The 20529-nt window shown below is 67.9% G+C and carries 15 protein-coding genes; 9 read left to right on the forward strand and 6 right to left on the reverse strand.

What is annotated here, in order from left to right; translation table 11 throughout:
- Positions 1–115: 115 nt before the first annotated feature.
- Entirely contained in the window at positions 116–2887 is a 2772-nt protein-coding gene (gene polA, locus LC490_RS20025) for a DNA polymerase I (protein WP_223621350.1), read from the reverse strand.
- A 109-nt stretch (positions 2888–2996) separates the two neighbouring features.
- Here polA and LC490_RS20030 point away from each other — a divergent pair, with 109 nt between their 5' ends.
- Positions 2997–3329 (forward strand): DUF2782 domain-containing protein, encoded by a 333-nt coding sequence (locus LC490_RS20030; RefSeq protein WP_051884641.1) that lies wholly within the window; start codon positions 2997–2999, stop codon positions 3327–3329.
- Positions 3330–3487: 158 nt separating this feature from the next.
- The gene (locus LC490_RS20035) at positions 3488–3913 is read left to right on the forward strand and encodes a GNAT family N-acetyltransferase (protein WP_031371237.1); all 426 of its coding nucleotides are present in this window, start codon (positions 3488–3490) and stop codon (positions 3911–3913) included.
- 283 nt (positions 3914–4196) lie between these two features.
- Here LC490_RS20035 and LC490_RS20040 read toward each other — a convergent pair whose 3' ends face one another.
- Entirely contained in the window at positions 4197–6281 is a 2085-nt protein-coding gene (locus LC490_RS20040; protein ID WP_223621351.1) for a S9 family peptidase, read from the reverse strand.
- A gap of 185 nt (positions 6282–6466) precedes the next feature.
- Here LC490_RS20040 and LC490_RS20045 point away from each other — a divergent pair, with 185 nt between their 5' ends.
- Positions 6467–7063 carry a hypothetical protein gene (locus tag LC490_RS20045; RefSeq protein WP_223621352.1) on the forward strand — a complete coding sequence of 199 codons (597 nt, stop codon included), beginning with the start codon at positions 6467–6469 and terminating at the stop codon, positions 7061–7063.
- A 112-nt stretch (positions 7064–7175) separates the two neighbouring features.
- Here the strand turns inward: LC490_RS20045 and LC490_RS20050 are convergent, their stop codons facing one another.
- Together LC490_RS20050 and uvrD are read right to left on the reverse strand one after the other, a co-directional pair.
- On the reverse strand, positions 7176–7595 hold the full coding sequence (locus LC490_RS20050) for a hypothetical protein (protein ID WP_152566139.1): 420 nt from the start codon (positions 7593–7595) through the stop codon (positions 7176–7178).
- A 339-nt stretch (positions 7596–7934) separates the two neighbouring features.
- On the reverse strand, positions 7935–10115 hold the full coding sequence (uvrD, locus tag LC490_RS20055) for a DNA helicase II (protein ID WP_223621353.1): 2181 nt from the start codon (positions 10113–10115) through the stop codon (positions 7935–7937).
- 64 nt (positions 10116–10179) lie between these two features.
- Between uvrD and LC490_RS20060 the strand changes: the two genes are divergently transcribed.
- Complete coding sequence (locus tag LC490_RS20060) at positions 10180–11187, forward strand: hypothetical protein (RefSeq protein WP_223621354.1); 1008 nt, start codon at positions 10180–10182, stop codon at positions 11185–11187.
- A gap of 25 nt (positions 11188–11212) precedes the next feature.
- Here the strand turns inward: LC490_RS20060 and LC490_RS20065 are convergent, their stop codons facing one another.
- A complete protein-coding gene (locus LC490_RS20065; RefSeq protein ID WP_031371243.1) occupies positions 11213–11857 on the reverse strand; it encodes a TIGR00645 family protein in 645 nt (214 codons plus the stop codon).
- Between the two features lie 206 nt (positions 11858–12063).
- Between LC490_RS20065 and LC490_RS20070 the strand changes: the two genes are divergently transcribed.
- The 4 genes from LC490_RS20070 (at position 12064) to LC490_RS20085 (ending at position 17540) form a co-directional block, all read left to right on the forward strand.
- The gene (locus tag LC490_RS20070; RefSeq protein ID WP_223621355.1) at positions 12064–12774 is read left to right on the forward strand and encodes a glutathione binding-like protein; all 711 of its coding nucleotides are present in this window, start codon (positions 12064–12066) and stop codon (positions 12772–12774) included.
- A 145-nt stretch (positions 12775–12919) separates the two neighbouring features.
- Positions 12920–15085: a S9 family peptidase gene (locus tag LC490_RS20075; protein WP_343223028.1), complete on the forward strand. Its 2166-nt coding sequence runs from the start codon at positions 12920–12922 to the stop codon at positions 15083–15085.
- 33 nt (positions 15086–15118) lie between these two features.
- Positions 15119–15535, forward strand: a complete 417-nt coding sequence (locus LC490_RS20080; RefSeq protein WP_031371246.1) for a cytochrome c oxidase assembly factor Coa1 family protein — start codon at positions 15119–15121, stop codon at positions 15533–15535.
- Between the two features lie 175 nt (positions 15536–15710).
- Entirely contained in the window at positions 15711–17540 is a 1830-nt protein-coding gene (locus tag LC490_RS20085) for a DUF885 domain-containing protein (RefSeq protein WP_223621357.1), read from the forward strand.
- A 107-nt stretch (positions 17541–17647) separates the two neighbouring features.
- Here the strand turns inward: LC490_RS20085 and LC490_RS20090 are convergent, their stop codons facing one another.
- On the reverse strand, positions 17648–19645 hold the full coding sequence (locus tag LC490_RS20090) for a serine hydrolase domain-containing protein (protein ID WP_223621358.1): 1998 nt from the start codon (positions 19643–19645) through the stop codon (positions 17648–17650).
- On the opposite strand from LC490_RS20090, the gene LC490_RS20095 reads away from it, so the two are divergent.
- Positions 19638–20207: a hypothetical protein gene (locus LC490_RS20095; protein ID WP_223621359.1), complete on the forward strand. Its 570-nt coding sequence runs from the start codon at positions 19638–19640 to the stop codon at positions 20205–20207. The genes LC490_RS20090 and LC490_RS20095 overlap by 8 nt on opposite strands.
- The last annotated feature ends 322 nt before the right edge of the window (positions 20208–20529 follow it).

Raw genomic sequence — 20529 nt, forward strand, 5'->3', positions numbered from 1 at the left:
GACCTATATGACCATCCCGCACATGGATAGTTCGTGAAGATGGGAGTTAATAAATTGTTGGATTCAGGACTGATTCATTAAACCAATTCCAGCAAAATCAATGGTTTCCGCATAATCAATGCGCTTCGTCCCAATTAATTCCGACCCCGCTGTCGACGACCAACGGCACCCTCAGGCTGGCCGCCCCCGCCATCCGGCGTGAAGCCTCGCCGACCAGGGTATCGACGAAATCGGCTTCGACTTCGAATACCAGTTCGTCGTGCACCTGCAGGATCATCTTCGCGCGGGAGGCATGCGACGCCAACCAGGCGTCGATGTCGATCATCGCTCGCTTGATGATGTCGGCCGCGGTGCCCTGCATCGGCGCATTGATCGCCGCGCGTTCGGCGCCCGCGCGCAAGCCCTGGTTGGTGGCCTTGATGTTCTCCAGATACAGGCGCCGACCGAACACCGTCTCGACGTAGCCGCGATCGCGCGCATCCTGGCGGGTGCGCTCCATGAAGTCGCGCACGCCGGGATAGCGGCTGAAATACAGGGCGATGTAATCCTGCGCTTCGCCGCGGCCGATGCCGAGCTGGCGCGCCAGACCGAACGCGCTCATGCCGTACATCAGGCCGAAGTTGATCGCCTTGGCGGCGCGGCGTTCGTTGCCGCTGACCTCGTCGAGCGATTTCTTGCCGAACACTTCGGCCGCGGTCGCGCGGTGCACGTCGGCGCCGGACTCGAACGCGCGCACCAGGCCGACGTCCTCGGACAGGTGCGCCATGATGCGCAGCTCGATCTGCGAATAGTCGCAGGCGACCAGGCGCCGGCCTTCGGGCGCGACGAAGGCGCGGCGGATGCGGCGGCCGTCGTCGGTGCGGATCGGGATGTTCTGCAGGTTCGGGTCGCTCGACGCCAGGCGCCCGGTCGCGGCGCCGGCCTGGTGATAGCTGGTGTGCACGCGCCCGGTGTCCGGGTTGACCATCTCCGACAGCTTGTCGGTGTAGGTGCTGCGCAGTTTCGCCAGGCCGCGGTATTCGAGGATCACCCGCGGCAGCTCGTGCTGGTCGGCGATCGCTTCGAGCGCCTCTTCGTTCGTGCTCGGCTGCCCGGTCGGCGTCTTCACCAGCACCGGCAGCTTCAACTCGTCGAACAACAAGGCCTGCAACTGCTTCGGCGAATCCAGGTTGAAGGTGCGCCCGGCCAGCTCGGTGGCCTTGATCTGCGCGTCGAGCATGCGCTTGCCGAGGTCCTGCGATTGCCGGCGCAGTTCGTCGCCGTCGATCATCACGCCGTTGGCCTCGATGCGTTCGAGCACCGGCACCAGCGGCATTTCGATTTCGCGGTAGACGCGTTCGAGCTCCGGTTCGGCGGCGAGGCGCGCGCCGAGCACGCGGTGCAGACGCAGAGTCACGTCGGCGTCCTCGGCGGCATAGCGGGTGGCGTCGTCGATGGCGACCTGCGAGAACGCGATCGCCTTGGCGCCCTTGCCGGCGACGTCGGCATATTTGATGGTGTCGTAGCCGAGGTAACGCTTGGCCAGCGAATCCATGTCGTGGCGGCTGGCGGTGGCGTTGTAGACGAAGCTCTCGAGCATGGTGTCGTCGGCATAGCCGAGCAAGTCGATGCCGTGCCGGCGCAGGATGTGCAGGTCGTACTTGCCGTGCTGGCCGAGCTTGCGCCGCGCCGGATCGGTCAGCACAGGCCGCAGCGCGTCGAGCACCGCGGCGCGGTCGAGCTGGGCCGGCGCGCCGGGGTAGTCGTGGCCGAGCGGGATGTAGACCGCGCGGCCGGTCTCGGTGGCGAAGCTCAGGCCGACCAGGTTGGCGCGCATCGGGTCGAGCGAATCGGTCTCGCTGTCGAAGGCGAACTCGTCGGCCGACTGCAGGGCCGCGATCAGCGCGTCGAGCTGCGCTTGGGTGGTCACCGCCTCGTACTCGCCCTTGGCCGACAGGGCCGCATCCGGATTCTCAGCGCTCGCCGAGGCGCGCGCGTGGCCCGCCGCGGTCGCGCGCAAGCCGGCGCGGTCGGCGGCGAGTTCGTTGGCGGCCGCATTGGCGCCGCCTTCGAGCTCGCGCAGCGCCTGCTTGAAGCCGTAACGCGCATACAAGGTGCGCAGCGCCTCGGCATCGCGCTCGCGCAGGGCCAGCTGCTCGGGGCTGCGGTCGAGTGCGACGTCGGTCTTGATCGTGGTCAGCTGGCGGTTGAGCGGCAGACGGCCGAGCGCGGCGCGTAGGTTGTCGCCGATCTTGCCCTTGATGTCGCCGACGTGGGCGATGACGTTTTCCAGGGTGCCGTACTCGCCGAGCCACTTGGCCGCGGTCTTGGGCCCGCATTTGTCGACGCCGGGGACGTTGTCGACGCTGTCGCCCATCAGCGAGAGCAGGTCGATGATCTGGTTGGGCTGCACGCCGAACTTGGCGAACACCGCCTCGTCCGAATCCATGCGGCTGCCGCTCATGGTGTTGACCAGGGACACGCCCGGGCGCACCAGTTGGGCGAAGTCCTTGTCGCCGGTCGAGATGGTCACGTCGATGCCTGCGTTCGCGGCCTGCAGCGCCAGCGTGCCGATCACGTCGTCGGCCTCGACCCCGTCGACGCGCAGGATCGGCAGGCCCAGCGCTTCGACGATCGCGCACATCGGCAGCACCTGAGCGCGCAGGTCGTCCGGCATCGGCGGGCGGTTGGCCTTGTACTGCGGGTCGAGGTCGTCGCGGAAAGTCTTACCCGGCGCGTCGACGACGAAGGCCACGTAGTCGGGCCGTTCGTTCAAGGTCGAGCGCAGCATGTTGACCACGCCGAACAATGCGCCGGTGGGTTCGCCGGCGTCGTTGCTCAGCGGCGGCAGCGCATGGAAGGCGCGGTAGAGGTAGCTGGAACCATCGATCAGGACGAGTCTTTTCATGCCGGCGATTCTACGCTGCCCCATCGCCGGGGCTGCGACCGTGACCGCGGATGCAGCGGCTTAACGGGCGCGCAGCGTATGCTGTCGGCCTGAGACACGGAGAACCGCCATGCGCGCCCCCACCGCCTCGCCGGCCCGCAAAGCCGCCGGCCTGCTCGTCCCTTCCCTGATCGCCATCCTGCTCGCCGCCTGCGCCACGACCGGGGGCGCCAACGACGACCCGACCGCCGCCCTGCAGGGGGCCGATGTCCGCACCCGCACCGTCGAGAACGGCGACGTGATCGAGGAATACCGCATCGCCGGACAGCTGCGCGCGGTCAAGGTCACCCCCACCCGCGGCCCGACCTATTACCTGGTCGACAACGACGGCGACGGCCGCCTCGACACCAGCAAGGGCGAAGGCACGGTCTCGCCGGTGTACTACAAGCTCTTCAGTTGGTGACCGGCTGAGGAGCGAGTGGCGAGGAGTGAGCAAAGCCTCGTCTCCATCCTCAGCGGTCGTTCCAACCTGCGCCGAGGCGTGGGGAATGCGCGCGAGCCGAAGCTTGCCCTCAATTCTCCCGTCTAACTCCTCACTTCTGACTCCTCGCCCCCGAACCCATGGACATTCGAACCATCGTCGGAGACACCGAGCTTCGCGCCGTCTGGCCGCTGGTCTCGCAACTGCGCCCGCACTTCGACGAGGCCGGCTTCGTCGCCCAGATGCACCGCCAGATCGCCGAGGGCTGTCGCGCCACGGTGCTCTACGACGAACAGGGGGTGCCGCGCGCCTTCGCCTGTTGGCGAGTGATGGAGATGCTCGCAGTCGGGCTGCACGTCTACGTCGACGACCTGATCACCGACCAGGCCGTGCGCAGCCGCGGCTACGGCAAGACCATGCTGGACTGGCTCAAGGCCGAGGCCAAGCGCCTGGGCTGCGCGCGCCTGCAACTGGATTCCGGCACCCATCGCCAGGACGCGCACGCCTTCTACCTGCGCGAGCGGCTGCGCATCGAGGCCTTCCATTTCGGCGTGAAGCTGGATTGAACCCAGCCTGCACGAAATATGGGGGCGGCGACACTGCCTTTTCGACTGCGTCCCGTGAAGTTGCACAAAGGTTTAGGCGGCGACGAGGCTGTCCTACCAACGCCATCGCGAACTTCTGCCCCCTTTGAAGAAGGGGGCAGACGCCCGGCGCAATCGGCTGGGCCGATGCGAATCGTAGCGTGGGGGATTTGCTTCGGATGCACTGAATGGTCGAACTTGCCGGTAGAAGCAAATCCCCCCTTCCCCCCTTTTGCAAAGGGGGGAATAGCATGAGGGTGGAATCTTAGCGGCCGTTTCCGGCTGAACCTGCGGCGGGATCGGCCGCCGCTTTGTTGCGATAGCGCTCGAACCACTCCAGGGTGTTGAGCACCTGCGCCAAGGTCTCGCTCGGGCGCGCACCGATGCCGTGCGACGCCCCGGGGATGCGGATCATCGCGCTGTCGATGCGACGCAGCTTCAGCGCCGTGTAGTACTGCTCGGTCTCGGAGATCGGCGTGCGGTAGTCGTTCTCGCCGGTGATCAGCATGGTCGGGGTGACGACCTTGCCGACGTGGGCCAGCGGCGACAGCCTCCAGTACAGCTCCTGCGCCTCCCACGGCCCGCTCGGGAACCAATGCTGGGTGACGTAGGACGGCCCGTCGGAGGTCAGGGCGAAGCTGGTCCAGTTGATCACCGGCTTGGCGACCACGGCGGCGCGGAAACGGTCGGTGTGGCCGACGATCCACGCGGTCAGCACGCCGCCGCCGGAACCGCCGGTCACGAACAACTGCTGCGGGTCGACATAGCCCTTGGCGATGGTCGCGTCGACCGCGCTCATCAGGTCGTCGTAGTCGTGGCTCGGATAATTCTGGTGGATGTGGTCGGCGAAGGCCTGGCCGTAGCTGGTGCTGCCGCGCGGATTGACGTACAGCACGACGTAGCCGGCGGCGGCATACAGTTGGGTTTCGACGGCGAAGCGCGGGCCGTAGTTCTGATACGGGCCGCCGTGGATCTCCAGCAGCAGCGGATAGCGCTTGCCCGGCTGGAACTGCGGCGGCTTGACGATCCAGCCCTGCACATCGAGCCCGTCGGCCGAAGACTTCGTCCACAGGGTCTCGACTTCGCCCAGACGCTTGCGCGCCAGCGAGTCGGCGTTGAGCTCGGTCAGCACGCGCGGCTTGGCGCCGCGTTCGACCACCGCCACGTCGGCCATGCGCGCGGCGGTGCCGTGGGTGTAGGCGACGCGGCCGGCGGCGACCGAGAAACTGCCGCCGGGATAGGGCCGGCCGACCGCCGTGCCGCCGACGTCGCCGGTCACCGGTTCGACCTTGCCGCCGCTCGCGGCGATCCAGCCCAGGCGGCTGACGCCGTCGCGGTCGTAACCGAAGTAAAGCCCGCGGCCGTTGCGGTCCCACTGCGGGCTTTCGATGTCGTAGTCGAAGCCCTCGGTCAAAGCGCGCGAAACGCCGCTGTCGAGATCGAGCACGTACAGGTGCGCGATCTGATAACTGCGCTTGCGGTCGTCGTAGCCGAGGTAGGCGATCTTGCGCCCGTCCGGCGACAACACCGGCGCGCGGTCGGGCCCTGTGCGATCGGTCAGCGCGACCGCGGCGCCGGTGGCGACGTCGATGCGGTAGATCTCGCTCTCGATCGGGTGGTACTCGTAATCGTCGCGGCGATTGGACTCGACGAACAGCGAGCGGCCGTCGTGGCTCCAGGCCAGGGTCGAGCCGTGCTGGAAATCGCCCTGGGTGACCTGGCGCGGCGTGCCGCCGTCGGCCGGCATCACGAACACATGCTCGTAGCCGGGCTTGAGGTAACCCGCGCCGTCGGCGCGGTAGTTCATCTTGTCGATGAGCTTGACGTCCTCGGCCCACTCCGCACCCTTGGGCTTGGCCGGCAACTTCGCCAGCGGCGTGGTGTCGGCGGCGACGTGCATGGTGAAGGCCAGCCAGCGCCCGTCCGGCGACCAGGTCAAACCGCTCGGGCCTTCGCTGAGGCGGCTGATCGGCGATTGCTGGCCGCTGTCCATCCAGCGCACCCAGACCTGGGTCGAACCGTCGCGATCGGACACCCAGGCGATGCGATCGCCCGAAGGCGACCACACCGCGGCACCGTCGCTGGCCGCGCCGCTGGTCAGCGGCCGCTGCTGGCCGCTGCCGGCATCGACCAGCCACAAATTGCTGCGGCGGCGGTCCTTCATCCGGTCGAAGAACTTGCGCTGATAGACGATGCGGCGCCCGTCGGGCGACAGTGCGGGTTGATCGGCCCACTCCAGATCGAACAGATCGGTCGGTTGCAGATTGCGCGGGTCAGCGTGCAGGTCGGCGGCGGTGGCCGGCAGCGCGCCGATGGCAAGCGCGGCGGCAAGGACGAAACGCAAGGACATCGGCGGGCCCCTTTCGATAGACGAATGAACCGCAGCCTAGGCCGGCATCGCCGCCGCCTCCCAGTGTCGTTGGTCGTGTCCGCCGGGCCCTGCGTCGCAAGACCAACGGCAGGCGAGGAATCGGCGGCGAACTGCTAGGGTGAGCGCCGTGTCCACAGGGGTGGCGACACTCAGGGAAGATGTCGATGGCTCGCGAATCCGCGCTGCATTCGTTGTTGTCCCGCTGGTGCTCATACCGTGGGTGGCTGGCCGGCGCCTGCGCCGTCGCGTTGTGCGCCTGCGGCGAACCCGCCGCCGACGTCTCGCGACCGCTCAGCTACGACCGCCTCGGCGTGCACATGAGCATCCCCGGCAACTGGAGCATGGCCGAGGACAAGCGCGTCGACGCCGTCCACTACATGATCGTGGAGAGCCCGGGCGCGGCGATGTTCGTCGCCATCGTGCAGGCCGACACGACCGCCGAACTGGAGGACTTCGCCCGCGACTTCTCCGCTGAGGCCGACAAGGCGACGCCATCGGCGATGAATGGACACAGCCGCTTCGACCGCTCGGCCTTCGCCGAGGGCACGATCCGCGAGCACTACACGCTGAGCATGGGCGGAGTGAAGGTCCCGCACCGGCGCGAGTACCGCAAGATCACCGGCGCCCACCGCACCGCGTTCCTGATCACCCAGAGCGCCGACGAAGATCTGCCGCAGACCCAGCCCGGTTTCGACCTGCTGCTGAAATCGTTCAAGCTCGCCGACGGGCCACGTGCGGTCCCAGGCGACGCCACGCGCTGAAGCGGCGCGAGGCTAAGCGGAACCAGGCCGACGATCGCCGACCGGATGCCGTCGCGAGAGCACTCCCCCTGCCCCCCTCTTCAAAGGGGGAACGGAGCTGCGGAGATTCCGCTCAGCGGCTGGACGCTCGCTTCGCCAGCGCACGCGCGCCGTCGACGATACCGCGGACGACGAACAGCATCACCGCCGGGATCAGGCAATGCAGGCCGACCCAGCCGTAGTTGAACAGCAGATTCATCCACAGGCCGGAATGGGCGTGATCGTTCGAGTAAACGATCAAGACCGGTAGCGGCGCCAGAAAGACGCACTTCGCCAGCGCCGCCGCGACCGACTTCAGACGCTCTGGCATCAGAGCCGCAGGCGCCAGACACAGTAGGCCGATGAAATCCGACACGCCCAGCCAAGTAGGCAGGAACTGCGCCCAGTCCGGTCGGATCGAGACCTTGGAGAACAGATAGATGTCGCGGAATACGAACACCGCGATCGACAGCGCCGACAGGCTCAGCAGAAATCCGACTGTGTTTCTTTTCATCGTGCACTCCATTGCTTGAGCGTTGGTTCGATGGACGGTGGCTTTGAACCGTCATCCCCGCATCCGAACTGTACGCCCTGGCGGGGGCGCAAAGACTTCGGAGTCATTCGGCGGAAACCCCTGGATCCCCACCTTCGCGGGGATGACGATCTGAAGGAATCGCGGCGATCTTGCCTGCCGTCATCCCCTCGAAAGCGGGGATCCAGAGACTTCAGAGTAATGCCTCGGTGAAGCCCTGGGTATTCGGCTGCGCCGAAACGAAGACTCCGGGCCGGCAACTCATCGTGGGGATGCGGCCTGAGAGAGTCTCGCTTCTTTATTGGCGCGTCGAACGTTTAGCTAGAGTGGCTGCAGGTTCGCATAGGCCAACACCAGCCACTTGCTGCCGGCGTCGTCGAAGTTGACCTGCACCCGCGCATGCGTGCCGGTGCCTTCGTAGTCGGTCACCGTGCCGGTGCCGAAGTTGGCATGGCGCACCTGCGAGCCGAGCTTGACCGGCGGCGCCTCGATCGCGGCATGGCCGTAGTCGGCACGGCGCGGGCCGGCGCCGTACACCGGGCGCGACACCTGCACCTTCGGCCGCACTTCGTTGAGCAGGGCCGGCGGAATCTCGCGCAGGAAGCGCGAGGGCACCCCGAACATGTCCATGCCGTGGATACGCCGGGTCTCGGCATAGCTGAGCACCAGCTTCTCGCGTGCACGGGTGATGCCGACATAGGCCAGGCGGCGCTCTTCCTCCAAGCGGCCGGACTCCTCGGTCGAACGCCCGCTCGGGAACAGGCCTTCTTCCAGGCCGCCGAGGAACACCAACGGAAACTCCAGGCCCTTGGCGCTGTGCAGGGTCATCAACTGCACGCCGTCCTCGCCGGCCTGGGCCTGGCCTTCGCCGGCCTCGAGCGCGGCGTAGCTGAGGAAAGCGATCAGCTCCGGCATCGCCGCGGCTTCGTCTTCGTCGGTGCGGGTGAAGCGCGAGGCCACCGAGACCAGTTCGTCGAGGTTGTCGGTGCGCGAATCGAGCTGGCCGCGCGATTCGTTGGCGTAGTGCTCGCGCAGACCCGAACGCTGCAGGATGTGATCGATCTTCTCCGGCAGCGGCATCTCGACCACATCGCTTTCGAGCGTGTCGATCAACAGCGCGAACCCGGCCAGGGCGTTGCGGGCGCGCGCGGCGAGCCCGGTCTCCTGCGAGATCCGCCGCGCCGCCTCCCACAACGAGACCGCATCGGCTCGGGCGCGCTTGCGCACCTCGTCGAGGGTGCGCTCGCCGATGCCGCGGGTCGGCGTGTTGACCGCGCGCTCGAACGCCGCGTCGTCGGCGCGGTTGGCGATCATGCGCAGATAAGCCAGGGTGTCCTTGATTTCGGCGCGCTCGAAGAAGCGCTGGCCGCCGTAGACCCGGTACGGCACTTGTTCGGACAGCAGGGCTTCTTCGTAGGCGCGCGATTGCGCGTTGCTGCGGTAGAGCACGGCGACGTCGCCGTAGCTGCCCCCGTCGCGCACCCACTGGCGCAGGCGCTCGACCACGAAGCGCGCCTCGTCCATCTCGTTGTAGGCCGCGTACAGGTCGATCGCTTCGCCGTGGCCGGTGTCGGTCCACAGCTTCTTGCCGAGGCGGTCGGGGTTGTGGGCGATGACCGCGTTGGCGGCGTCGAGGATGTTGGCGCTGGAGCGGTAGTTCTGTTCCAGGCGGATGGTGCTGGCGCCGGGGAAATCGCGCAGGAAGCGCTGCACGTTCTCGACCTTGGCGCCGCGCCAGCCGTAGATGGCCTGGTCGTCGTCGCCGACCACGAACACGCGGCCGGAGTCGCCCGCGAGCACGCGCACGAAAGCGTACTGGATCGCGTTGGTGTCCTGGAACTCGTCGACCAGGATCTCGCGGAAACGGTTGCGGTAATGCGCGAGCAGCGCGGCGTTGTCGCGCAGCAGTTCGTGCGCGCGCAGCAGCAGTTCGGCGAAGTCGACCAGGCCCGCGCGTTCGCAGCGCTCCTGGTAGGCCTCGTAGCAGCGCAGCATCACGTCGGCCCACTCGTCGCCGGCCGGCTGGATGTTGCGCGGCCGCCGGCCTTCGTCCTTCTGGGCGTTGATCCACCACACGATCTGGCGCGGCGGGAAGCGGGTCTCGTCGAGCTCCAGCGCCTGCACCACGCGCTTGACCAGACGCAGTTGGTCGTCGCTGTCGAGCACCTGGAAGCCTTCCGGCAGTTTGGCCTCCTGCCAGTGCAGGCGCAGCAGGCGGTGGGCCAGGCCGTGGAAGGTGCCGATCCACATGCCGCGCGCGCCGTGGCGCAACTGCGCATCGACGCGCCCGCGCATTTCGCCGGCGGCCTTGTTGGTGAAGGTCACCGCGAGGATGCCGTGGGTCGGCACGCCGAAGACTTCGTTGATCCAGGCGATGCGGTGGGTCAGCACGCGGGTCTTGCCGCTGCCGGCGCCGGCGAGCACGAGGTAATGACCGGGAGGTGCCGAAACGGCTTCGCGCTGGGCGGGATTGAGTGCGTCGAGCAAATGCGATACGTCCATGCCGGCTATTGTAGCTGCGATGGATTCGGGAACCTTCGCAGCGCATCGCGTTCCAATGCAGGCCATGGCCGCCCGCCTGCCGTCGTTGCCGACCCTGCTCGTCTGCGCCCTGCTCGCTTGCGGGACGGGCGCGGCGCCGGCCGTTGCTCAAGACGTTGCTCAAGACAATGAACGGGTGATCCGCGTCGGCGATGCGCGCCTGCGGGTGATCGTCGAGGGCGTGGCCGACCGCGAGCGCGTCGACGAGCTTCAGCGCTGGATCGCCGAATGCGCCGACGCCGCCCTGACCGCCTACGGCCGCCTGCCGCTGCGAGAGGCCAAAGTGCTGATCCGGCAAAGTCGCGGCACGGGTCGAGGCAGCCCCGGCCAGAGCGGCCGCCGAGGCGATCCCAGCCCGGTGCCCTGGGGCCAGACCCGGCGCGACGACGGCGTCTCGGTGCTGCTGTACGTGCGCCCGGACGCCGGCATCGACGAGCTGCGCGACGACTGGACCGCCGTGCACGAGCTCTCGCACCTGTTCCATCCTTATCTCGGCGAAGACGGCCGCTGGCTCGCCGAGGGCTTGGCGAGCTATTACCAGAACGTGTTGCGCGCCCGCGCCGGCCAGCTCGACGGCGACGAAGCCTGGCGCCGGCTCGATGCCGGCTTCGCGCGCGGCCGCAACAGCGGTGCCGGCATGCCGCTGGGCGAGATCGGCTGGAGCCGCGCCAGCACCATGCGCATCTATTGGGGCGGGGCGATGTTCTGGCTCGAAGCCGACCTGGCGCTGCGGCGCGAACGCCGCCTCGACCTGGATACGGTGCTGTCGCGCTATTCGCGCTGTTGCCTGGGCAGCAACAGCGAGGCCACGCCGGAAGAATTCGTCGCCGAACTCGACCGGCTCGGCGGCGGCAAAGTGTTCACGGCGCAGTTCCGCCGTTATGCGGCGATGCGCGAGTTCCCACCGACACAGAACGCGTATCGCGCGCTCGGGCTGGACAAACAGGACGGCCGCCTGCGTTTTTCCGATCGCGCCGACGCGGTGCGGCTGCGGCGCGCGATCATGCAACCGCGAGCGGCCGCCGCGCGCTGAGCGGGCGGCCGCGTCGTCGCCGGGCTCAGTGCGCGGACTTGCCCGGCTTCTGCACCGTGGTGCTCATGAGCTTGTCGGTCCAGGCGATGCCGATCGCCGAGACGATGAACAGGAAGTGGATCAGCGCCTGCCACATCACGCCTTCGGAGGTCAGGTCCGAGCAACGCGCGGTCGCGTTGGCCACGCCGTTGGCGGTCGCGAGCGCGGCGGCCTGCGCGGCTGCGAAGGCTTCGGGCGTGCCGCACAAGGGCAGGCCGAGGCTGCCGGCACCGATGAAGGTCTTGAGCAGATGGATCGAGGAGATGCCGATGATCGCCATCGCCAACTTGACCTTGAGCACGCTCGCATTGACGTGGCTCAGCCATTCCGGTTGGTCGGGATGCCCTTCCAGGCGCAGGCGCGATACGAAGGTCTCGTAGCCGCCGACGATCACCATCACCAGCAGGTTGGAGATCATCACCACGTCGATCAGGCCTAGCACGATCAGCATGATCCCCTGCTCGGTCAGCGTCGCCGCGTCGTGGACCAGGTGGATCAGTTCCTTGACGAACTGGAAGACGTACACGCCCTGGGCGACGATCAGGCCCAGATAGAGCGGCAGCTGCAGCCAGCGCGAGCTGAAGATCAGCGCCGGCAGGGGATTGAGGCGGTTGCTCTTTGGATCGGTCATGCGAAGCCCGTAACTGATGCGATATAGGGGGCCAAGAGTAGCCGGGCGCGGATGACGCCGCCACGTCGGGCCGGCCCGAGGGTTCAGCTGCAGTGGGCGCAGGCCTTGCCGCGACTGGGCGCGGCCGGCACACGCCATTCCATCGGCAAGGCCGCCGCGGCCGCGGGGCCACGCTTACACTGCGGCCTTTCGACGCGGAGTTGCCGATGATCGACCTTTATTACTGGCCGACCCCGAACGGCCACAAGATCACCCTGTTCCTGGAAGAGGCCCAGCAGGCCGGGGCCGGGCTCGACTATGCGATCAAGCCGGTCGACATCGGCGCCGGCGACCAGTTCAAGCCCGAGTTCCTGCGCATCTCGCCGAACAACCGCATGCCGGCGATCGTCGACCATGCCCCGGCGGATGGCGGCACGCCGATCAGCGTGTTCGAGTCCGGCGCGATCTTGCAGTATCTGGCGGCCAAGACCGGTTTGTTCCTGCCCCAGGACCTGCGCGGCCGGGTCGAAGTGGAGGAATGGCTGTTCTGGCAGGTCGGCGGCTACGGCCCCATGCTGGGCCAGAACCATCACTTCAACCGCTATGCGCCGGAAAAGGTGCCCTACGCGATCGACCGCTACCAGCGCGAGACCGAGCGCCTGTACGGCGTGCTCGACCGGCGCCTGGCCGGGCGCGAGTTCGTCGCCGCCGATACACTCAGCATCGCCGATTTCGCCTGTTACCCCTGGACCCGCGAGCACGAATGGCATTACGTCGACCTGAGCCGTTATCCGAACGTGCAGCGCTGGCACGACGCGCTGTCGTCGCGGCCGGCGTTCGGGCGCGTCTACGAGATGGGCAAGGCCTACCGTGCCGACCGTACGATGACCGACGAGATGCGCCGCCATCTGTTCGGCACGCCGGCCCCCATCACCTGATGCCTCGCCGTCGAGGCCACGCTCCGGAACCATCGCCCGCATGAACAACCGCCTGCCCCGCCGCCTCGCTTTCTGCCTGCTCGCCATGTCGATCATCGCCACGCCCAGCTTCGCCCTCGCCGCCACGCCCGATGCTGCGCACAGCGTGCCGGCGCCGGGCCAGCTGACCCTGGAAGCCTTGACCGGCGATGCGCCCTTGTCGGGGCCGAGCCTGGTCAAGCCGAAGATCGCGCCCGACGGCAGCAAGGTCGGCTTCCTGCGTGGCAAGCAGCGCGACAAGAACCGCCTCGATCTGTGGGCCTACGACATCGCCAGCGGCAAGACCGAATTGCTGGTCGATTCCGACGACGTGCTGCCGGGCGCGGAAGTGCTCAGCGACGCCGAGAAGGCGCGCCGCGAACGCCAGCGCATCGCCGCGCTGTCGGGCATCGTCGACTACCAGTGGTCGCCGGACGGCAAGCGCCTGCTGTTCCCGCTCGGCGGCGAGCTGTATCTGTACGACCTGGGCAAGTCGGGCAAGGCCGCGGTGCGCAAGCTCACCCACGGCGAAGGCTTCGCCACCGACCCCAAGCTGTCGCCGAAGGGCGGCTACGTCAGCTTCGTCCGTGACCGCAACCTGTGGGTGATCGACCTGGCCGACGGCAAGGCGAGCCAGCTCACCCGCGACGGCAGCGACACCATCGGCAACGGCGTCGCCGAATTCGTCGCCGACGAGGAAATGGACCGCCACACCGGTTACTGGTGGGCGCCCGACGACAGCGCCATCGCCTATGCGCGCATCGACGAATCGCCGGTGCCGGTGCAGAAGCGTTACGAGGTGTATCCCGATCGCACCGACGTGGTCGAGCAACGCTACCCGGCCGCCGGCGACGCCAACGTCGGCGTGCGCCTGCTGGTCGCCGCGATCGGAAGCCAGGCCGCGCCGCGCGAGATCGACCTCGGCAAGAACCCGGACATCTACCTGGCCCGCGTCGATTGGCGCGATGCCCAGCACCTGACCTTCCAACGCCAGTCGCGCGACCAGCACCTGCTGGAGTTGATCGAAACCGACCTCGGCGACGGCAAACAGCGCACCCTGGTCAGCGAGCGCTCCAAGACCTGGGTGCCGCTGCACAACGACCTGCGCTTCCTCAAGGACGGCCGCCTGCTGTGGAACAGCGAACGCAGCGGCTACGAGCACCTGTATCTGCTGAGCGACGACGGCAAGGCGACCGCGCTGACCTCGGGCGACTGGCCGGTCGACAGCGTGCTCGCGGTCGACGAAGACGCCGGCCAAGTCTATTTCGCCGCCGGCAAGGACTCGCCGCTCGACAGCCAGGTCTATCGCGTCGCCCTCGCCGGCGGCCCGATCGAACGCCTGTCCAAGACCGATGGCTATCACTCGGCCAGCTTCGCCCATAAGGCCAATGTCTACGTCGACGCCTGGTCGAACCCGCAGACGCCGCCGCAACTGGAGCTGTACCGCAACGACGGCACCCGTATCGCCGCGCTGATCGACAATAACCTCGACGACGCTGCGCATCCGTTCGCGCCCTACCGCGCCGCGCAGCGCCCGATCGAATACGGCACGATTCCCGCCGCCGACGGCAAGACGGCCCTGCATTACAGCCTGATCAAGCCGACCGGGTTCGACCCGGGCAAGCGCTATCCGGTGGTGGTCTACGTCTACGGTGGCCCGGCCACCCAGACGGTCAAGCGCGCCTGGTCGCCGGACTTCAACCAGTACCTGGCCCAGCGCGGCTACGTGGTGTTCTCGATCGACAACCGCGGCACGCCGCGGCGCGGCGCGGCCTTCGGCGGCGCACTGTACGGCAAGCAGGGGACCGTGGAGGTCGCCGATCAGCTCAAGGGCGTCGACTGGTTGAAGTCGCAGCCTTGGGTCGACGGCAACAAGATCGGCGTCTACGGTTGGTCGAACGGCGGCTACATGACCCTGATGCTGCTGGCCAAGGCCAGCGACCGCTACGCCTGCGGCGTCGCCGGCGCACCGGTCACCGACTGGGGCCTGTACGACACTCACTACACCGAGCGCTACATGGGCCTGCCGAAGGGCAACGTCGAAGGCTATCGCGAGGGCCGCGTGCTCGAACACATCGACGGCCTGACCTCGAAGCTGCTGCTGATCCACGGCATGGCCGACGACAACGTCTTGTTCACCAACTCGACCGTGCTGATGAGCGCCCTGCAACAACGCGGCCAGCCGTTCGAATTGATGACCTACCCGGGCGCCAAGCACGGCCTGCGCGGCCGCGACAACCTGCACCGCCTGCGCCTTACCGAAGATTTCTTCGATCGCTGCCTCAAGCCCTGAGCGCACTGACGCCCACCGAATGGATGCCCTGCCATGAATGCCTCCCGCCCCGCCGCGCCCTACCGCAAGCCCTGGGTACAGCGTCACTGGATCCTGACCCTGCTGCTGGCCTTGGGCGTGTTGTTTACGCTGAGCGTGGCGATCGGCGCATGGATGACGTATTCGGTCATGGATTCGATGAGGTACACGCCGCCCTTCATGGAGGCGATGGAGCGGGCCCGTGCGAATCCCGAGGTGAAAGCCGCGCTCGGCGAACCGCTCGAGGACAGGTTCGTGCTCGGCGCGGTCGAGCCGAAGGATCAGGGCGTGGCCAAGCTGTTCATCTTCGTGCAAGGCCCGAAGGGCAAGGGCGATGTTCAGATCGAAGCCGTCAACGAGCAGGGCGCCTGGCGCTATGAAGTGATGCGCGTGAACCTCGACGCGAACAAGACCTCGATCGATCTGCTGTGACCGCCGTGTCGAAGTGCCGCCGCCATCGCGCGGCGGCGCTTCGATGCCGAGCCCCTCGCAAGGCGCTGCATTCGAGATGCCTCGTTCAAGGCATTCGCGCGCCGCATGACCTTCGGCGCTTGGCTCCGGGGGCCGTCGCGCCGATGCTGGCCGCTTCAACCCAGTGAGCCACCTCATGAAGCCGCTCGTTCTCGCCGTCGCCCTGGCGCTGTCCGCGCCCACTCTCGCCTTCGCCGGCTCCGCCCCGCAAGGCGCAGCCAAGCCGGTCCCGGCCTCCGCGCCGCAAACCGCGGCCAAGCCGGTACCGGCCTGGGTCGCGCAGAGCAACGAATACGCCAAGATCCTGATCCAGGCGCAGGGACAATTCGCGCCCGAGCAGATGTCGTTCTTCGGCGTGCCCGGCTACGACGACAAGGTCAGCGACCTCAAGCCCGAGGTCGGCAAGCGCTTCCGCGCGGCGATGGCCGAGGCCAAGCGCGGACTGCAGGGCAAGCTCGAAGTCGAGCGCAACGCCGACGTGCGCCAGGACCTGCAGATCATGATCCAGGCCGCCGAGAACAACATCGAAGGCAGCGCGCTCAACGAGCGCCTGGTGCTGCCGTGGTTCGACGCGCCGCAAACGGTGTTCTCGGGCATGCAGGCGTTGCTGTCCGACCAGGCGCCGGCCGAGCGCCGCGCCAGCGCGCTCGCGCGCCTGAACGCCTATGTCGGCCTGGCGCCGGGCAGCGAACCGCTGACCGTGCTCGCGCGCCAGCGCTACGAGGAGCGCCTCGGCGACACGAATCTATTGCAGCCGACCAAGCTCGAAGTCGAGCAGGCGCTCGGCAACGTCGATACCTACGCCGCCGGCATCCGCAAGCTGTTCGAGAAGTACCAGATCAAAGGCGCCGAGCCGGCGCTGAAGGCGATGGAAACCCAGTTGCGCGAATACGGCCAGTGGACCCGCAGCACGGTGTTGCCGAAGGCGCGCAGCGACGCGCGCCTGCCGCCCGAGTTGTACGCCTACTCGCTCAAGCAATTCGGCATCGACGTCGATCCGCAATTGCTGATCCGCCGCGCCCAGGTCGAGTTCATGGAAACGCGGGCGGCGATGGCCCAGCTCGCGCCGCTGGTGGCACAGGCCAAGGGCCTCAAGGTCGCCGACCCGCAGGACTATGTGCAGGTGATGCGCGCGCTCAAGCGCGACACCATCCCCAACGATCAGCTCGAACCGCGCTACCGCAAGGTCATCGACGCGATCGACCCGATCATCCGCAAGCAGCAGATCGTCGACGTGCCGCAGCGGCCGATGGTGATGCGCCTGGGCAGCGAGGCCGAGTCAGCGGCGCAGCCGGCGCCGCACTTCCTGCCGGCGCCGTTGGTCGGCAATACCGGTCAGCAAGGCCAGTTCGTGCTGCCGCTGTCGGTGCCGAGCCCGGACGGCAAGTCCCTGCAGTACGACGACTTCAACTACGAGTCGGTGGCCTGGACCCTGTCCGCGCATGAGGGCCGCCCGGGCCATGAGCTGCAGTTCACCGCCATGGTCGAACGCGGCATCTCGCTGGCGCGTTCGATGTTCGCCTTCAACTCGGTCAACGTCGAAGGCTGGGCGCTGTACGCCGAAGCCGAGATGGTGCCGTACGAGCCGCTCGACGGGCAGTTGATCGCGCTGCAGTTCCGCCTGCTGCGCGCAGCGCGCGCGATCCTCGACCCGATGCTCAACCTCGGCCTCACCGACCGCGCCAGCGCCGGCCGCGTGCTGTCCGAACAGGTCGGCCTGTCGGAAGCGATGACCAAGCAGGAACTCGACCGCTACATGTTCCGCGCGCCGGGCCAGGCCGGCAGCTATTTCTACGGCTACAGCCGCATCCTGGAACTGCGCATGGAAACCGAACTGGCGCTCGGCGATCGCTTCGACCGGCTCAAGTTCAACAACTACCTGCTCGACCAGGGCCTGCTGCCGCCGGACTTGCTCGGCAAGGCGGTGCGCGAAGACTTCGTGCCGGCGCAGAAAGACAAGCGCTGAGGCGAAACCGCGTTATCCGGCGCTGCACCGGTCGCCTTCGCAACAAACGACGAGGCCGCGGATCGCTCCGCGGCCTCGTCGTTTCAACCGGTGCTCGCCGCCGCGATTCAATACACCAGCGACCAGCTCATCGTCCGCAGCGCGAACACGTACCAGACCATCGCCACGCAGGCCGCGGCGACCGCGATCGCGCAGACGCGGCGCAGACGCTGCGGCGACGAACGCCACACCGCGCGCGCGTTGAGCACGGCGACCACCGCGGTCGCCACGCTCGCCAGCCCCAGCAACTGGGCGACGCGAACCCACGGATCGAGCGCGCCGTCGAGCATGCGCACCGACGCGTCGATGCGGGTGATGATCCACAGCCACAGCAGGGCCAGGACCAGATTGCCGATCGGGCCGAGGAAACTCAGCAGGCGCAGGCGGCGATCGCGTTCGCTCAACAGCAATCGCCGTTGGGTGTGGCGGCGCACCAAGGCCGCGACCGGCCACAGCAACACCGCCAACGCCTGCACCGCGAGCGCAAGGCACAGCAGCGGCAGCATCCAGCCCGGCGAACGCCAGCCGGGCACCGGCTGCAGCCACATCGCCGCCGGCACGTCGTCGCTGCTGACCGCGATCACCTGGTTGCCGTCGAGCTTGGCCGCGAGCAGGCTGTCGCCGCCGACCTCGCGCCACACATAGGGTTCGACTTCGCGCCAACGCTTGGGCCGGCCGTCGGGCGTGCGGAATGCCGACACGCTCAGAGTGTCGTCGTCGTTGACCTCGATCTTGGCGCTGCCTAGCAGTCGCGCGATGCCAAGGAAGTTGCTGCTCGAAGCTCGGCTGTTCTCGTAACGGCCGACGAGTTGCTCGGCGTGCAGGCGCGCCGTCGGCAGAGTCGGCTGCTGCGCCGCGCGCACCGGGAAATAGCGCTGGATCACGCCCTTGATCAGGTCGCGATGCAGCGCGCGCCCGGCGCTGCCGGGACCGTCGGCGGACACGAACAAGCCGAGCCCGTGCGCCGGCAGCAACACCAGATTGCTCTGGAAGGCTTCGGTCGCGCCGCCGTGGCCGATCACCACCGGCCCGCGCGTGTCGCGACGGAAGAACCCCAGCGCCATCGCATCCAGGCCCGGGATCGGCCGCGACGCGGTCGCATGCAGGGTCTGCAGGCTGTGCGGTTGCAAGATCCTTACAGCGCCGGCACCGCGCTCGTCGAGCTGCGCGATCATGAAACGCGCCATGTCCAGGCCGGTCGCCGACAGGCTGCCGGCCGGCGCCGGGTTGACCAGTTCGAACGGAATCGGTGCGCCGCCTGCGCTGCTGTAGCTCTTGGCCATATCGCCGGCCAGGCCCTTCGGCAGCGGCTGGCGGAAGCTCGACTGGCGCATGCGCAGCGGCGTCAGCACGTTGGCTTCGATGTAGTCGTCGAAAGGCTGCTTGCTGATGCGCTGGACGATGTAGGCGGCGAGCGCGGCGCCGTAGTTGGAATACGCCGGCACCTTGCCTGGCGCATACACGCGCTCGGGCTGCACCTGTTTTAGATAGCGCTCGAGCGGCAGCAGGCGCGATTCGTCGGCGGCGAACAGATGCTTGGCCGATTCCTCGAAACCCGCGGTGTGGGTCATCAGTTGGCGCATCGTCGCCGGCTGGCCGGCGTAGTCGCGGATCTTGAAGTCGAGGTAGCGGTTGACGTCGGCGTCGAGGTCGAGCTTGCCCTGCTCGACCAACTGCATCGCCGCGGTCCAGACGAACAACTTGGAGATCGAACCCGGACGCACCAGGGTACGCGCGGCGTCCATCGGTTTGCGCTTTTCCACATCGGCGTAGCCATAGCCTTTCGCCAACAGCACCTGGCCGTCGCGAACCACCACCACGACCGCGCCGGCGAGTCCGCCGCGCGCGATCGCCAGCGGCACCAGGCCGTCGACATAGGCCTCCAGATCCGGCGCGCTGAGCATCGGGATCGGTGCGGCCGCGCCGGGCTCGACCAGGATTTCGCTCAATGCTTCGTTATCGCGAACGAGCGAGGCTTCGACCGGGTAGCCGGCGGCCGCCGTCGCCTGCGCCACCGGCGCTGGGTCGACGGCATCGGCGATCGCGTCCGGCAGGGGTGTGGGCAAGGGCGCGAAGCTGGCCGGTGCGTTCGCGTTCGCTGCGGCAGCCGCGACCGGCTGCGCCGGTTTGCTTGCGACGGCCGGCTTGGCCGGCGCAGCCTTCACCGCGATGGCTGCCACATCGGTGTCGGCGGCGGCCGGCGTCTTCGCCGGCAGCTTCGAAGGCACCGGCGAAACGCGCGTAGGCAGGGCCGTGCTTGTGGGCGCAGCTTGCCCGGCGTCGATCGCGGGTGCCGCGTTCGACAGCGGCAAGGCACGGGTAGTGGCCGGAAACGCCAACGACGCGGCCGGCTTGACCGGGGTCGGCATGGGCGCCGGAGTCGGCGCGGCTTTGACCGGCGCGGCTTTGACCGGCTCGGCTTTCGCGGGCTCGGCTTTGGCCGGCGCGGGTTTGGGCGGGGTTTGGGTCGGCTCCGGCTTGACCGCCTCGGGCTGGTCCGGTCGAGGCGAGGCGCCGATCGCAGCCTCGGCCGGCGGCGGCGACTGCGCCCACAGGGAACCGGCCAACATCATCACCGCGACGCCGGACATCGCGATGCCGCGCATCGAACGCTTGGACTTCATCTAACCCCCGAAAGCAGCTGCACCGTCGCCGGGTATTCCGCCGGCATGCGTTGCCGGTCGCTCCAGGCGCGGACGTTCGCGGCGAGTGTACGCGTTCGGGCCCGGGGTTCATTCGCGCAGGAGCTGGAGCAAATCCCCCTACCCCCTTCAAAGGGGGATCGTCTGGGGAGTCGCGCGCTTGAACGGGAGGGTCGCTCGGACGGTTGAAGGAGGAGGCGCTCGGCCGCGAGATTCGTCGGTCGGCGCGCCAACGCCGCCATCGATGATGTGCAGGTCTTGCGAGTGCCGGAAACCGCGACGGTGGTCGCACCCGAATCCGCCCGGCA

Origin of the sequence: Lysobacter sp. ESA13C, assembly GCF_019970005.1 — a bacterium.
Lineage (GTDB): Bacteria > Pseudomonadota > Gammaproteobacteria > Xanthomonadales > Xanthomonadaceae > Lysobacter > Lysobacter antibioticus_B.

Coding starts and splice junctions, on each gene's coding strand:
- polA (WP_223621350.1), bottom strand. CDS start 2,887: ATGAAAAGACTCGTCCTGATCGATGGTTCCAGCTACCTCTACCGCGCC.
- LC490_RS20030 (WP_051884641.1), top strand. CDS start 2,997: ATGCGCGCCCCCACCGCCTCGCCGGCCCGCAAAGCCGCCGGCCTGCTC.
- LC490_RS20035 (WP_031371237.1), top strand. CDS start 3,488: ATGGACATTCGAACCATCGTCGGAGACACCGAGCTTCGCGCCGTCTGG.
- LC490_RS20040 (WP_223621351.1), bottom strand. CDS start 6,281: ATGTCCTTGCGTTTCGTCCTTGCCGCCGCGCTTGCCATCGGCGCGCTG.
- LC490_RS20045 (WP_223621352.1), top strand. CDS start 6,467: ATGGCTCGCGAATCCGCGCTGCATTCGTTGTTGTCCCGCTGGTGCTCA.
- LC490_RS20050 (WP_152566139.1), bottom strand. CDS start 7,595: ATGAAAAGAAACACAGTCGGATTTCTGCTGAGCCTGTCGGCGCTGTCG.
- uvrD (WP_223621353.1), bottom strand. CDS start 10,115: ATGGACGTATCGCATTTGCTCGACGCACTCAATCCCGCCCAGCGCGAA.
- LC490_RS20060 (WP_223621354.1), top strand. CDS start 10,180: ATGGCCGCCCGCCTGCCGTCGTTGCCGACCCTGCTCGTCTGCGCCCTG.
- LC490_RS20065 (WP_031371243.1), bottom strand. CDS start 11,857: ATGACCGATCCAAAGAGCAACCGCCTCAATCCCCTGCCGGCGCTGATC.
- LC490_RS20070 (WP_223621355.1), top strand. CDS start 12,064: ATGATCGACCTTTATTACTGGCCGACCCCGAACGGCCACAAGATCACC.
- LC490_RS20080 (WP_031371246.1), top strand. CDS start 15,119: ATGAATGCCTCCCGCCCCGCCGCGCCCTACCGCAAGCCCTGGGTACAG.
- LC490_RS20085 (WP_223621357.1), top strand. CDS start 15,711: ATGAAGCCGCTCGTTCTCGCCGTCGCCCTGGCGCTGTCCGCGCCCACT.